Raw genomic sequence first — 14,178 nt, forward strand, 5'->3', positions numbered from 1 at the left:
CATATGGGCTGGCCACGCACAGTGCGTGGGCGGCACTTGGCCCTGTTTCGGTGCTGCGCTAAAGTCTCTGTTTTGCCTCAGGCCAAGGAACCGCCATGCCCCTCGCCCCTGCCATTCCGGTCCTGCGTATCTTCTCGGTAGACAAGGCCAAGGAGTTCTACCTGGACTTCCTGGGCTTCCAGCTCGACTGGGAACACCGCTTCAGCCCCGACCTGCCCCTGTACGCGCAGGTCCACCGTGACGGGCTGATCCTGCACCTGAGCGAGCACCACGGCGATGCCTGCCCAGGCTCGACCGTGTTTGCCCGTACCGAAGACCTGCTGGCACTGCAGCGCGAACTGCTGGACAAGCAGTACGGCTATGCCCGTCCCGAGGCCGAACGGGTCGACTGGGGCTTGCAAATGCAGATTCGCGACCCGTTCGGCAACCTGTTGCGCTTCTGCCAGCAGATCGATGACGAGAGCGCCCAATGAAAGCCCTGAGCAAACGCGAACTGGCCCGCCTGGAGCGTGAACTGGTCGCTTGCCTGACCGATGCCTGCGAAACCGCCAAGGCGGAGATCGTCGGGTTCAGCTGGTTGACCCATCGGCTGGACCCGGAGGACTTTCCGGCCAGTTTGCGCATTACCTGGGTGTTCGAGCGCGAGGCCGAAAAAGCAGCGGCGCTGGCTGGTACGGGCAAGGCGCGCATGCTGGCGCTGACGGCCCAGGCGCTCGATGAAGCCGGTGTGAAGCTGGACCACGTCGCCTGGCATGTGCGATTCGACAGTGAAGAGGCCTGTAGTCGCAGTCATGCCGGAGAATGGAACAGGCGCCTGCAGCAACGCTAAGGCCGGACGGGCCTTGTGCTGCCTGGGCCGGCTTCTTCGCGGGCACGCCCGCTCCCACAGGATTGGCGCGGCTCTCAACACTTGCGCGGTACCTGTGGGAGCGGGCGCGCCCGCGAAGAGGCCGGCCCGGGCAACCGAGAAGTCCCAGATAATGGCCAATTCGTGACTGGCCGTTCCCGATCCACGAGGTTTGTATTATCGTGGCGAGGTGCGCATATAACAGCAACCCGAGCGATCGGGCGTTTGCAAGACAATCGAGGGTGTCATGAGTAACGAAAGCATTAACTGGGACAAGCTGGGTTTCGACTACATCAAGACCGACAAGCGCTACCTGTCCGTATGGCGCAATGGTGAGTGGGACAAAGGCACCCTGACCGAAGACAACGTGCTGCACATCAGTGAAGGCTCCACCGCCCTGCACTATGGCCAGCAGTGCTTCGAAGGCCTCAAGGCCTACCGTTGCAAGGACGGCTCGATCAACCTGTTCCGCCCCGACCAGAACGCCGCCCGCATGCAGCGCAGCTGCGCGCGCCTGCTGATGCCGCAGGTGCCGACCGATGTGTTCATCGAAGCGTGCAAGCAAGTGGTCAAGGCCAACGAGAAGTTCGTCCCACCGCACGGCAAGGGTGCCCTGTACCTGCGCCCATTCGTGATCGGCACCGGCGACAACATCGGCGTGCGCACCGCCCCCGAGTTCATCTTCTCGGTGTTCGCCATCCCGGTCGGCTCGTACTTCAAGGGCGGCATGAAGCCGCACAACTTCCAGATCTCCAGCTTCGACCGTGCCGCCCCTCAGGGCACTGGCGCAGCCAAGGTCGGTGGCAACTACGCGGCCAGCCTGCAACCGGGCGCTGAAGCCAAGAAGGCCAACTTCGCCGACGCCATCTACCTCGATCCGCTGACCCACACCAAGATCGAGGAAGTCGGTTCGGCCAACTTCTTCGGCATCACCGCCAACAACGAATTCGTCACCCCGAAATCGGCCTCGGTACTGCCAGGCATCACCCGCCTGTCGCTGATGGAACTGGCGCAATCGCGCCTGGGCCTGACCGTGATCGAAGGCGACGTCGAGATCAACAAGCTCGACCGCTTCATCGAAGCCGGCGCCTGCGGCACCGCCGCCGTGATCACCCCGATCGGTGGCATCGAGTACAACGGCAAGCTGCACGTGTTCCACGACCTGGAAAAAGTCGGCCCGGTCACCCAGAAGCTCTACAACGAGCTGACCGGTATCCAGAGCGGCGACGTCGAAGCGCCTGCCGGCTGGATCGTCAAGGTCGCCTGAGCCGCCGCGCCATGCTGATCGACGGGGCATGCCAGACACTGGCATGCCCCGTTTTGTTTTACCCGGCGTAGATGAATTTTTCTTAAATCGCCGTTTGGCTATTCTTTGGCACAATCAAGTCTCCATTAGACGCCCAGGAACGAGCATGCCACGCGTACTGACCATCGAAGACGACGCCGTCACCGGCCAGGAAATCGTCGCCGAACTCTCCAGCCACGGCCTGGAAGTGGATTGGGCCGACAACGGCCGCGAAGGCCTGGCCAAGGCCATCGCCGGCGGTTACGACCTGATCACCGTAGACCGCATGCTGCCCGAGGTCGATGGCCTGACGATCGTCACTACCCTGCGCAACCTCAAAATCGCCACGCCGATCCTGATGATCAGCGCCCTGTCCGACGTGGACGAGCGCGTGCGCGGCCTGCGTGCCGGTGGCGACGACTACCTGACCAAGCCGTTCGCCTCCGACGAGATGGCGGCACGGGTCGAAGTACTGCTGCGGCGCAACAGCGTGCCCATGACCCAGACCCGCCTGCAGGTCGCCGACCTGCAGCTCGACCTGATCAGCCACGAGGCCCGCCGCGGCGAACATACCCTCAACCTGCTGCCCACCGAGTACAAGCTGCTGGAATACCTGATGCGCCACAGCGGCCAGGTGATCACGCGGATGATGATCTTCGAGGAAGTCTGGGGTTACCACTTCGACCCGGGCACCAACCTGATCGACGTGCACATCGGCCGCCTGCGCAAGAAGATCGACTCCCCCGGCCAGTCGCCGCTGATCCGTACGGTACGGGGCTCGGGCTATGCCATTGCTGAACCCGTCTAAGGGCTGGAGTTCGTCCACCAGCCGCCTGCTGGCGCTGTACAGCTTTCTGTTCGTGGCCTGGAGCAGCATCCTCATGGGGGTGCTGTACTTCGAGGTCTCCAGTTACCTGAACAAGCTCACCCGCCACTCCATGCTGCAGCGCCAGCACCTGTTCGCGCACATGAGCGGCAAGCAGCTGGACGACGCCCTGGTCGCCAGCCAGGCCTTCGAAGAGCGCAGCTTCGATGCCTATGGCCTGTTCGACGCCCAGCTCAACCCGGTGGGCGGGCGCATCCGGGCGATCCCGCCGGACCTTGGCCTGGACGGCAAGGTGCACGAACTCAAGCGCTGCCTGGACGCCGACGACCCGCACATGCCCCGCGACAGCTGCGATGCCGTGGCGATCAAGGTGCAGGATGGCCGCTGGCTGGTGCTGTTCCGCGACAACGGCTCGCTGTTCGTGGTCACCCGCATCATCCTGCATGCGTTGCTGTGGGGTATCTCGCTCACCCTGATTCCGGGGTTTGCCGGTTGGTACCTGCTGCGCCGCCGCCCGCTAAAGCGCATTCGTGCGATTCAGGCCCAGGCCGAGCTGATCGTCGCCGGCGACCTCACTCACCGTTTGCCGCTGTCGGCACGCCGTGACGAGCTGGACATGCTGGCCGATATCGTCAATGCCATGCTCGACCGCATAGAACGGCTGATGCACGAGGTCAAGGGCGTATGCGACAACATCGCCCACGACCTGCGCACGCCGCTGACCCGCCTGCGGGCGCAGCTGTACCGCATCCGCCAGCAAAGCGACGTCGATTCGCCCCAGGCCGAGGCACTGGACCAGGCCATTGGCGAGACCGACACACTGATGGCCCGCTTCCGTGGCCTGTTGCGCATCAGCGAGCTTGAAGATCGCCAGCGTCGGGCTGGTTTCGTTCAGCTCGACCCGCACGAGCTGCTGGTGGAACTGCACGACTTCTATCTGCCATTGGCCGAGGATGGCGGTATTCGCCTGAACCTGGAGCAGCCGGCGCAGTTGCCAGCCTTGCACGGTGACCGCGAGCTGCTGTTCGAAGCACTGGCCAACCTGGTGGGCAATGGCATCAAGTTCACGCCCGAAGGCGGCCGCGTTGCCATCAGGGCGACACAGGATGAGCTGGGCGTGCACATCGCCATAGAAGACAGCGGGCCGGGCATTCCCGAAGAGGAACGGGCTGCGGTGTTGAAGCGCTTCTATCGCAGCGAGGAAGGCCACCGCCACTCCGGGTTCGGGCTGGGGTTGTCGATCGTTGCGGCGATCGTCGACCTGCACGGGTTCGGGCTGGAGATTGGCGAAAGCGAGCTGGGCGGGGCGAAGCTGGTGTTGCACTGCCCGTTGGCCGGGTTGCCCAGATAACGACTGGGGCCGCTTTGCGGCCCTTCGCGGGCAAGCCCGCTCCCACAGTGAATGCATGCGCTGTGGGGGCGGGCTTGCCCGCGAAAGGCTGCAAGGCAGCCCCGATTGCTTGATCAGTCAGCCAGACGCCAGGTAGTCGCGCCCTTGCTGTCTTCCAGCACCACGCCCATGGCCGTGATCTGGTCACGGATGCGGTCGGACTCGGCCCAGTTCTTGTCCGCACGCGCCTGCAGGCGCGCCTGGATCAAGGCTTCCACTTCAGCCGCATCGACCTTGCCTTCGGCCCCGGCACGCAGGAAGTCATCGGCCTCCAGCTGCAGCACACCCAGCACATCACCCAGCTCACGCAGGCGACCGGCCAGGCCCGCCGCCGCCTCGACATCGCTGTCACGCAGGCGGTTGATCTCGCGCACCAGGTCGAACAGCACGGCGCAGGCTTCCGGGGTACCGAAGTCGTCGTTCATCGCCACGCTGAAGCGCTCGACGAACGCTTCGCCACCTTTGGCAGCCACCCGCGGCAGGCCCCGCAGGGCGTGGTAGAAGCGCTCCAGGGCACCCTTGGCATCGCGCAGGCTGTCTTCGGAGTAGTTGATGGCGCTGCGGTAGTGGCTGGCCACCAGCAGGTAGCGCACCACCTCCGGGTGGTACTTGTCGAGCACGTCACGGATGGTGAAGAAGTTGTTCAACGACTTGGACATCTTCTCGCCATTGATACGGATCATGCCGCAGTGCATCCAGCTGTTGGCGTACTGCTTGCCGGTGGCTGCCTCGCTCTGCGCGATCTCGTTCTCGTGGTGCGGGAACTCCAGGTCGCTGCCGCCACCGTGGATGTCGAAGCTCTCGCCCAGGCAGCAGGTGGACATCACCGAGCACTCGATGTGCCAGCCCGGACGGCCCGGGCCCCACGGCGAATCCCAGTACGGCTCGCCCGGCTTGACGCCTTTCCACAGCACGAAGTCCAGGGGGTCCTGCTTGGCTTCGTCGACCTCGATGCGCGCACCGATGCGCAGGTCTTCGATCTTCTTGCGCGACAGCTTGCCGTAGCCGACGAACTTGCCGACCCGGTAGTACACGTCACCGTTGCCTGGTGCGTAGGCGTAGCCCTTGTCGATCAGGGTCTGGATCATCGCGTGCATGCCGGCGATATGGTCGGTGGCACGCGGCTCCAGGTCCGGCTTGAGGATGTTCAGGCGGCGCTCGTCTTCGTGCATCGCGTCGATCATGCGCGCGGTCAGGGCGTCGAACGCCTCGCCGTTTTCGTTGGCGCGGTTGATGATCTTGTCGTCGATGTCGGTGATGTTGCGCACGTAGGTCAGGTCGTAGCCGCTTTTACGCAGCCAGCGGGTCACCAGGTCGAACGCCACCATGCTGCGGCCGTGGCCAAGGTGGCAGTAGTCGTACACGGTCATGCCGCACACGTACATGCGCACCTTGTTGCCATCCAGCGGCTTGAAGGCTTCCTTGGTCTTGCTCAGCGTGTTGTAGATGGTAAGCACGGCGATTCCTTAGCTGCCCCAGGAGTCACGCAGGGTGACGGTGCGGTTGAACACCGGGCGACCCGGCTGGCTGTCCTTGAGGTCGGCGCAGAAGTAGCCTTCGCGCTCGAACTGGAAGCGGTCCTCAGGCTGTGCCTGGCCCAGCGACGGCTCGGCGCGGCAGCCGGTCAGCACTTGCAGCGAATCCGGGTTGATGTTGTCGAGGAAGCTGCCGCCATCTTCGGTCTTCTCCGGGTTGGCGGAGCGGAACAGGCGGTCGTACAGGCGCACTTCGCACTCGACGCTGCCTTCGGCCGGCACCCAGTGGATCACACCCTTGACCTTGCGGCCTTCCGGGTTCTTGCCCAGGGTGTCCGGGTCGTAGGAGCAGCGCAGCTCGACGATGTTGCCGTCGGCATCCTTGACCGCCTCGTCGGCGCGGATCACGTAGCTGCCGCGCAGGCGCACTTCACCGGCGGGTTCCAGGCGCTTGTAGCCCTTCGGCGGCTCTTCCATGAAGTCGTCGCGGTCGATGTACAGCTCGCGGGCGAACGGCAGCACGCGCACGCCCATGTCTTCCTTCGGGTGGCGCGGCAGTTCGAGCTGCTCGACCTGGCCTTCCGGGTAGTTGGTGATGACCACTTTCAGCGGGCGCAGCACGCACATGGCGCGTGGTGCGGTGCGGTCGAGGTCGTCACGGATGCTGAATTCGAGCATCGACATGTCGACCACGCCGTCGGAACGGTTGGTGCCGATCATTTCGCAGAAGTTGCGAATCGACGCCGGGGTGTAGCCGCGGCGGCGGAAGCCCGACAGGGTCGACATGCGCGGGTCATCCCAGGCGCTGACGTGCTGTTCGTCGACCAGCTGCTTGAGCTTGCGCTTGGAGGTGATGGTGTAGTTCAGGTTCAGGCGGCTGAACTCGTACTGGCGCGGGTGCGCCGGTACCGGCAGGTTGTCGAGGAACCAGTCGTACAGCGGGCGGTGGCCTTCGAACTCGAGGGTGCAGATCGAGTGGGTGATGCCTTCGATGGCATCCGACTGCCCGTGGGTGAAGTCGTAGTTCGGGTAGATGCACCACTTGTCACCGGTCTGGTGGTGGTGGGCATGGCGGATGCGGTACAGGATCGGGTCGCGCAGGTTCATGTTCGGCGAGGCCATGTCGATCTTGGCACGCAGCACGCGCTCGCCGTCCTTGAACTCGCCGGCCTTCATGCGCGCGAACAGGTCGAGGTTTTCTTCGACGCCGCGCTCGCGGAACGGGCTGTTCTTGCCAGGCTCGGTCAGGCTGCCGCGGTATTCCTTGGCCTGATCAGGGGTCAGGTCGCAGACATAGGCCTTGCCACGCTTGATCAGTTCAACGGCCCAGTCGTGCAGCTGGTCGAAGTAGTTGGAGGCATAACGCACCTCACCGGCCCAGTCGAAACCCAGCCATTTGACGTCGCTCTGGATTGCGTCGATGTATTCCTGGTCTTCCTTGGCCGGGTTGGTGTCGTCGAAGCGCAGGTGGCAGACGCCGCCGAACTCCTTGGCCAGGCCGAAGTTGACACAGATCGACTTGGCGTGGCCGATGTGCAGGTAGCCGTTGGGCTCCGGCGGGAAACGGGTGACGATGCTGCTGTGCTTGCCCGAGTCCAGGTCGGCCTGGATGATCGGCCGCAGGAAGTTCGCAGGGACAGCGGGGGCGCCTTTGGCAGCGGCGTTGGGCGCGTTGTCGGCAGTGGGCTTGCTCATAGGATCCTTGAATGCACGTGTCCGGCCTGGGTAGGCCGATTGAATCAAAGGGCCTATCATAGCCGAAGCAGTCAAGCTGCTGACAGCCGGGCACCGACAAACTGGCGCGATTTATCGCGAACCGTGCAAAATGTTCGCTGTGCGCCATGTGTCGCGGTAGCCCGATCCTGCGTCAGGTGACTACACGCGCCCTGCGCAGCCTATTTCCTGTATGCCTTGAAAGAGCGAATTTCAGCATGTCCAAAGTCAAACTGAGCACCAACCACGGCGACATCGTTCTGCAACTGAACGCTGAGAAAGCCCCGCTGACCGTGGCCAACTTCATTGAGTACGTCAAGGCCGGCCATTACAGCAACGTCGTCTTCCACCGCGTGATCAAGGGCTTCATGATCCAGGGCGGCGGTTTCGAGCCTGGCATGAACGAAAAGCGTGACAAGCGTGCCAGCATCCAGAACGAAGCCGACAATGGCCTGAAGAACGACAAGTACACCATCGCCATGGCCCGTACCATGGATCCGCACTCCGCTTCCGCGCAGTTCTTCATCAATGCCTCCAACAATGACTTCCTCAACCACAGCGGCAAGAACACCCAGGGCTGGGGCTACGCCGTTTTCGGCGAAGTGATCGAAGGCCGTGAGGTCGTCGACGCCATCGAAAAGGTTGCCACCGGTTCCAAGGCCGGCCACCAGGACGTGCCGAAAGACGACGTGATCATCGAGAAAGCCGAGATCATTGAGTGATACTGCTGATCTCCGATCTGCATCTGCAAGAAGAACGCCCGGACATCACCCGGGCGTTTCTTGATCTGCTCGACGGCCGCGCCCGTCACGCCAAGGCGTTGTACATCCTCGGTGACTTTTTCGAAGCGTGGATCGGCGACGATGCCATGACCCCGTTCCAGCGGTCGATCTGCCAGGCCTTGCGCCAGCTCAGCGACAGCGGCACGGCGATCTACCTGATGCATGGCAACCGCGACTTCCTGATCGGCCAGGACTTCTGCGCGGCCGCCGGCTGCACGCTGCTGGCCGACCCGAGCGTGATCGAACTGGGCGGTGAGCAGGTCTTGCTGATGCATGGCGACACCCTGTGCACCCGCGACGTTGGCTACATGAAGATGCGCCGCTACTTGCGCAACCCGGTGAGCCTGTGGGTCCTCCGGCATCTGCCGCTGGCCACCCGGCAGAAACTGGCGCGCAAGCTGCGCAGCGAAAGCCGTGCTCAGGTCCGCATGAAGGCCACCGAAATCGTCGACGTCACGCCAGAGGAAGTACCGAAGGTGATGGCGGCGCACGGCGTGCGCACGCTGGTGCATGGCCATACCCACCGGCCGGCGATTCACAAGCTGGTGGTGGAGGGCGAACCGGCACGGCGCATCGTGCTGGGGGATTGGGACCGGCGCGGCTGGACCCTGCAGGTCGATGGGCAAGGCTTTGCCCTGGAGCCGTTCGAGTTCTCCTGAACGTCCAAGCCAGGCTCTTCGCGGGCACGCCCGCTCCCACAGGGCCTGCACCCTAGCTACAAGCGGTGCGATTTCTGTGGGAGCGGGCGTGCCCGCGAAGAGGCCGGAACAGGCTATCGCTTCAAGGCCTGCTGGCCACAGCCCCTTTGTCCCGCTCACTGATCACATACTGTCGATACTCCGGGTCCGCCTTGATCTGCGCCTCGGTAAACGGCATCACTGCCAGCTGCTTGGCCGAAAACGCCTTGGTCTGGTCGCTGAAATGCGCCGAGCCGGCTTCGCTGGACTGCGAGAACGCCAGCAGCCCACGCGCCTGCGGCCCGTTCTCGGTGAAACTCACCAACTGCAGGTAACTGGTACCGCTGACCACCAGGCGCTTGCCCGGCCCGTGCGGCACGCTGAACATCGCGTTGTACACCCCCAGCTGCTGCGGCCCGCCCGGCACCGGCGTGCCATCGGCGGCCTGCTGGATCTGCCCCCAACGGCTGCCCTCCTCCACCCCGGCCTTGGCCACTTGCTGCAACGAGGCCAGGGCTGCTTCGCGCAACAGTTTGCGCACTGCCGCCTGTTCTACCGCCAAACCCCGCGGGGTGTGCTGGGGGTCGGCCGGGTCGAAGGCCACGCGCCAACTTTGTGGGTGCTTGGCCATGGCCTCGACCATGTTCTGGAAATGCACCAGGCCGATACCGCTGTTCAAGTCGGCCTTGCCATTCCAGGCGGCGAGGCTGGCGCACACGGCCTGCAGGTCCGCCTCGGCGCCTTTGCACCACTGCAGCAGGTCGGGCAGCACCAGGCTGGCCAGGTACACATCGTCATCCAGCACCATGCGCTGCAGGTCGTCCACACCCAGCTTGGCGCTGCCTTGCAAGCGCTCCAGGGCAAAACGCCCGCGCATGCCCAGCGGCTGGTCGCTGCGGCTGATCAACGGCGAGAACCCTGTCAGTGGCTGGGCCGGGTTGGCCATCCAGGCCGGGTCGTTGGAATTCTGCACAAAGTCGTTGCGTTCCAGGCTCGGCAGCATCCGCGCCGGGAAGATACCCGGCTGTGCGGCTTGCGCATCGACCTTCCACTGGCAGCTGCTGCGCGAACCATCCAGCACCACCAGAGGGCCTTGCGCCGCCGGGTTGCTGCAGTCACTCAGCAGTTGCTGATCGACATAAGGCACCACGGACTGGTTCAGGTACAGCGCCTTGCCTTGGGCATCGACCGCCAGGGTGTTGACCCATGGGATGCCTTGCAGTTGCTCGATAGAGCCCTTCAGGGCATCCAGGCTGTCGGCACGGTTGATGCGGTACCACTGCTGCAGCACGCGCGTGTTGTCCAGGTTGGCATCGCGCAGGCTGTAGGCCGCCTGGGTATCCCAGTCCAGTCGACCTGGCCACTGCACCACCGGCCCGAAGCTGGAGCTGTAGACCTGGCGCTCGACCTGGCTGAGCGTGCCATCCGCAGCCTTGACCGTGACGCTCACGGTCTGCCGTGCCATGGGCACGGACTTGCCATCCTGCAGGTAGCGGGTCGGGTCCTTGGGGTCCAGTTGCAGGCGGTACAGGGTGAAGTGCTTGGAGGTATCCACCGTGTGGGTCCAGGCCAGGTGGCGGTTGAAGCCGATGTTCACCACCGGCAGGCCGGGCAAGGCGGCCCCCATCACGTCCAGCTTGCCTGGAATGGTCAGCTGCATCTGGTAGAAACGCATCCCGCCCATCCACGGGAAGTGCGGGTTGGCCAGCAGCAGGCCACGGCCATTGGACGAGCGCTGCGCCCCCACGGCCACGGCGTTGCTGCCGCGCTCGGAGGCGAAGCGTTGCTGCTGGGCCAATGCCACGTCAAAGGCCGGGGCTGCCTGCCGGGCCGCCAGCTTGGGGGGCTGCGCGCCCGCCAGCGCTTCGGCGAACTGGCCCACGCCGCCTTCAGCCAACAGCCGGCGGGTCAGTTTGACCAGGTCCTGGCTGGTGATCGGTCGCAGCCACTGGCCATCGCCACATTCCGCTGGCAGGCCTTGGCTGCGCCGCTCGGCCAGGGCGCGGTTGAAACCGCTGGCATAACCCTCCAGCAGTGCACGCACCTGCGCTGGCTGGGCCTGCATGAAGCCACCGACTGCCGCCGGCGTGTTGAGCCAGGTGAAGAACAGGTCGCTGGCCAGGTTGTCGCGTTGCTCGAGCGTCTTGCCCTGGGCGCCGAAATAGCGCGAGCGCTCGCCATTGACCGTCAACACTTCGTTGGCCAGCAGGCACAGGTTGTCCTGGGCATAGGCATAACCAATGCCATAGCCCAGGCCGCGCTCGTCCTTTGCAACGATATGCGGCACGCCATAACTGGTGCGGCGGATCTGCGCACTGGCATCAGTGCTGGTTTCCCGCGCCTGCACGGCGACGCTGGAGGCGACCAGGGCAGCCGCCAGGCTGGCACAGGTCAAGGGACGCGATATTGGCAACACGGGCACTCCTCGGATTCAGGGGGTCATTCCCGATCAGACGAATGGCTGGATGAAAATTTTACACGCACTGGCGCCGTGAACCGTCATTAAGAGAAACCGGCAGAAAACTTTTTTCACGCAGAAGCTGCAGATTTGCCGCGCTCATTCGTCCTAATCAGTGAGGCACCCATATTTCGGGACAGTCCACGAAAAGGAGCATTCACATGTACAACCCGCAACCCTCATTGCAGACCGGGTGCGCCCCAGGCAAGGCGGCCAACGGAGCGGCCGCCTGCGTGGACGAGCGTACCGGCAACGAGCAGATTCGCGAGCTGCTGCGCAGTTACGGCCTGCGCACCAGCCTCATTCGCCTGAAGGTGATCGATGCGCTGTACAACGCCGACCGCAGCGGGCGCAGCATTGGCGTACGCGGTGTGCATGCGCAACTGGAGCAGCTGGACATCCCGCTGTCGTTCCTGAGCGTGCGCGAAGTGCTCAAGCGGCTGTGCGCGGAGGGCGTGATCAGCCTTGGCAGCGACAAGTGCTACAGCCTCAAGCCGCAAGCGCGCGCCGTGCTCGAGCAGCCCTTGCCGCGCTGACTGAAGGCCGGCTTGGCATGGCCGGCCGGCAGGCGTCAGGGTTTGACCTTGCGCCGCAGAATCCCGTTGATCACGACCACGACCACGGCAATGGCGATGGCCAGCATCTGAAAGGTCTGCTCGCTGATCGTGCCTTGCTTCTGCAGATGCGACAGGCCCAGCATGAGGCCCAGCACCACCAGGATGATCAGAAGCGAGTATTTGAGGCGCTGCACGTGTGTCATCGAAAAATCCTTCAACATCGGGGGTATTTGCTCACAACGAGCGGCGACAATCATACATCGCTCATGACATGCAGCGCTGTATTTCCTGCTTAGCGTGGCACCTAAGAGCTGAAAGCATCGGGTTTCCCCAACCCTTGCTGGAGGCACCATGCGCAATGTAGCGCTGTTCATCATGCTGCTCACCCCGTCACTTGCCACCCATGCCCTGGACACCCGCCAGGCGCCGCCCGAACAGCTGCTCGAGCTAGGTAGCCAGCTGGCCGACCATGCAGGCAGCAGCCAGTGGCAACAACTGTGGCAAAGAACCCGCGCTGCCGGGCACCTGAGCGCCACGCCCGGGCACGCCTACTTCACGCCCCCCCATACGCTACTGTCAGAACTGGCTCGGCAGACGTTGGCGCAAGCGGATCAGGTCGAGGCCGTCGACAGCACCCTTGCCCGCTATAAGCGCACCTTTCCCGACAGCGTCATCGGCATGCTCGATGACCAGCCCTTGAACAGCCTTTGCCTGATCATCGACTGGCGCACCTTGCCACAGGAACAGGCAACCCAAGCGCTTGCCTACCTCGGTGGTGCAAGCCTGTTGAAGAGTTACCCATGCAAATAAGGGGTACGGCACTCAACGGCGTGGTGGAAAAGCGACCCACTGTGAAATCGGGCCTGCAGGGCAGTATTGAGGCAACGTCCTACATTGCATGACACCCTTGCCTGCGAGCCCTGCTCACCAAAACTACAACTGTCAGCCCACTTGGCGCCTAGCGACAGCATTCGACGCTCACCGAGAATCCCTCCATGCCAACGACAGGCATCGCGCCCCATCCACCGCGAGGAAGTCTCACATGGAACTGCCAGACCTCACATCCATCGACATCGGCCAGTTACCCCATTCGTTGCAAGCCCTGATCGAATGCATCGGCCTTGAAAACGCCTACCAGCTGACCTGCGCCTACGGCGGCAGGCCCAAGTACATCCCAAAATACCGTGAGCGCACCAAGCTCGCCGACGTACTCCCGGCAGACGCCCTCGACGCCCTGATCAAGCGTTTTGCCGGCGTGGCGCTGGAAATTCCCAAGGCGGATCATTTCCTGCGGCAATTACGCAATCTGCAAATCCAGAAAGAAAGCGCAGAAGGTTTGTCTCGTAGTTTGCTCGCCAACAAGTATGGGCTGAGCCTGCGACAGATTGGCAACATTCGTCGCCAGGAACATGACGCTCGCTAGTCATTGAGTACAGCGCGAACAACAACTGCATCGACACTCCACTATCAACGCTAGGATACAGACATGATAGATAACAGCCTTATCGGTTCCGTCATCAATTCGCTGCCCATGGATAAAATGATTGCAGCCCCCTTGCAGGCCATGATCAAGGCACAAATAGGCGCCAGTAAATCTTACGCCGACTTCCTGATGCAAGTGTGTATCCAGGATGGCAAGGCAGTCGCCATTCAGTTCGATTACGACGAAACACTCGTCGATGAGCAAGGCGAATATCAAGGTATTGTCAGCAAGACCATGAAGGTGCCGCTGCTGGCCGCCATCACCCATCCGAACATCTCGATCATGGAGGGTAATGTAGATTTCGAACTGACCATCAGCCAGTTTGCCGAAGACAAGAGTAACAGCGCCAAGTCAGGCACCCTGGGAGGGAGTGTGGGTTGGGGACCTTTCAGCGTCAGTGTCAGCGGCAGTATCAGCACCCATTCTGAACAAACACGCAAGACCGACACGCGTGCCCGCTACAAATTCAGCACCAAGATTGCGCGCCAGGAGCCGCCTGAGGCATTGATGAAAGTCATTGATCATCTGGTGAGCGCGAATACCAAACCGGTCATGCTGAAAGGTGAACAACCGCGGAGCCCCGACAAGATCTCCGACGCTGACGTTCTGAAAGACGGCAGTAACACCAATTCGAACCAACCGAACTCACCCGCACCTTGAGGGCTGCGTCACGACCCCCGCCGCG

The 14,178-nt window shown here is 63.0% G+C and carries 15 protein-coding genes; 11 read left to right on the forward strand and 4 right to left on the reverse strand.

The features are described 5' to 3' along the window. Positions 1-95 precede the first annotated feature (95 nt). The 5 genes from CAF78_RS19505 to CAF78_RS19525 all read left to right on the forward strand — a co-directional run bounded on the left by CAF78_RS19505 (position 96) and on the right by CAF78_RS19525 (position 4,309). Positions 96-473 carry a glyoxalase superfamily protein gene (locus CAF78_RS19505; RefSeq protein ID WP_085676944.1) on the forward strand — a complete coding sequence of 126 codons (378 nt, stop codon included), beginning with the start codon at positions 96-98 and terminating at the stop codon, positions 471-473. Next, entirely contained in the window at positions 470-829 is a 360-nt protein-coding gene (locus CAF78_RS19510) for a hypothetical protein (RefSeq protein WP_085676945.1), read from the forward strand. Before CAF78_RS19505 ends, CAF78_RS19510 begins: the two co-directional genes overlap by 4 nt. Positions 830-1,094: 265 nt before the next feature. Then, positions 1,095-2,114: a branched-chain amino acid aminotransferase gene (locus tag CAF78_RS19515; protein WP_060514178.1), complete on the forward strand. Its 1,020-nt coding sequence runs from the start codon at positions 1,095-1,097 to the stop codon at positions 2,112-2,114. Between the two features lie 145 nt (positions 2,115-2,259). After that, a complete protein-coding gene (locus CAF78_RS19520; protein ID WP_085677062.1) occupies positions 2,260-2,940 on the forward strand; it encodes a response regulator transcription factor in 681 nt (226 codons plus the stop codon). Further along, positions 2,918-4,309, forward strand: a complete 1,392-nt coding sequence (locus tag CAF78_RS19525) for a HAMP domain-containing sensor histidine kinase (RefSeq protein ID WP_085676946.1) — start codon at positions 2,918-2,920, stop codon at positions 4,307-4,309. The genes CAF78_RS19520 and CAF78_RS19525 overlap by 23 nt, the downstream gene beginning before the upstream one ends. A 113-nt stretch (positions 4,310-4,422) precedes the next feature. Here CAF78_RS19525 and cysS read toward each other — a convergent pair whose 3' ends face one another. After that, entirely contained in the window at positions 4,423-5,805 is a 1,383-nt protein-coding gene (cysS, locus tag CAF78_RS19530; RefSeq protein WP_085676947.1) for a cysteine--tRNA ligase, read from the reverse strand. 9 nt (positions 5,806-5,814) lie between these two features. After that, positions 5,815-7,518: a glutamine--tRNA ligase/YqeY domain fusion protein gene (locus CAF78_RS19535; protein ID WP_085676948.1), complete on the reverse strand. Its 1,704-nt coding sequence runs from the start codon at positions 7,516-7,518 to the stop codon at positions 5,815-5,817. A 236-nt stretch (positions 7,519-7,754) separates the two neighbouring features. On the opposite strand from CAF78_RS19535, the gene CAF78_RS19540 reads away from it, so the two are divergent. Beyond that, a complete protein-coding gene (locus CAF78_RS19540) occupies positions 7,755-8,258 on the forward strand; it encodes a peptidylprolyl isomerase (protein ID WP_085676949.1) in 504 nt (167 codons plus the stop codon). Continuing rightward, positions 8,255-8,977, forward strand: a complete 723-nt coding sequence (locus CAF78_RS19545) for a UDP-2,3-diacylglucosamine diphosphatase (protein ID WP_085676950.1) — start codon at positions 8,255-8,257, stop codon at positions 8,975-8,977. The genes CAF78_RS19540 and CAF78_RS19545 overlap by 4 nt, the downstream gene beginning before the upstream one ends. Before the next feature lie 121 nt (positions 8,978-9,098). Here CAF78_RS19545 and CAF78_RS19550 read toward each other — a convergent pair whose 3' ends face one another. Beyond that, complete coding sequence (locus CAF78_RS19550) at positions 9,099-11,411, reverse strand: acylase (RefSeq protein WP_085676951.1); 2,313 nt, start codon at positions 11,409-11,411, stop codon at positions 9,099-9,101. Positions 11,412-11,614: 203 nt separating this feature from the next. On the opposite strand from CAF78_RS19550, the gene CAF78_RS19555 reads away from it, so the two are divergent. Further along, a complete protein-coding gene (locus CAF78_RS19555) occupies positions 11,615-11,989 on the forward strand; it encodes a fe2+ zn2+ uptake regulation protein (RefSeq protein WP_085676952.1) in 375 nt (124 codons plus the stop codon). Positions 11,990-12,024: 35 nt separating this feature from the next. Here CAF78_RS19555 and CAF78_RS19560 read toward each other — a convergent pair whose 3' ends face one another. Beyond that, on the reverse strand, positions 12,025-12,213 hold the full coding sequence (locus tag CAF78_RS19560) for a hypothetical protein (protein WP_003248064.1): 189 nt from the start codon (positions 12,211-12,213) through the stop codon (positions 12,025-12,027). Between the two features lie 148 nt (positions 12,214-12,361). On the opposite strand from CAF78_RS19560, the gene CAF78_RS19565 reads away from it, so the two are divergent. The 3 genes from CAF78_RS19565 (at position 12,362) to CAF78_RS19575 (ending at position 14,153) form a co-directional block, all read left to right on the forward strand. Then, positions 12,362-12,820, forward strand: coding sequence for a hypothetical protein (locus tag CAF78_RS19565; RefSeq protein WP_085676953.1), 459 nt, complete (start codon positions 12,362-12,364; stop codon positions 12,818-12,820). A gap of 232 nt (positions 12,821-13,052) precedes the next feature. After that, positions 13,053-13,433 carry a Mor transcription activator family protein gene (locus CAF78_RS19570; RefSeq protein WP_085676954.1) on the forward strand — a complete coding sequence of 127 codons (381 nt, stop codon included), beginning with the start codon at positions 13,053-13,055 and terminating at the stop codon, positions 13,431-13,433. Positions 13,434-13,496: 63 nt separating this feature from the next. Beyond that, positions 13,497-14,153 carry a DUF2589 domain-containing protein gene (locus CAF78_RS19575; RefSeq protein WP_085676955.1) on the forward strand — a complete coding sequence of 219 codons (657 nt, stop codon included), beginning with the start codon at positions 13,497-13,499 and terminating at the stop codon, positions 14,151-14,153. The last annotated feature ends 25 nt before the right edge of the window (positions 14,154-14,178 follow it).

Source organism: Pseudomonas sp. R28(2017) (assembly GCF_002112505.1).
GTDB lineage: Bacteria > Pseudomonadota > Gammaproteobacteria > Pseudomonadales > Pseudomonadaceae > Aquipseudomonas.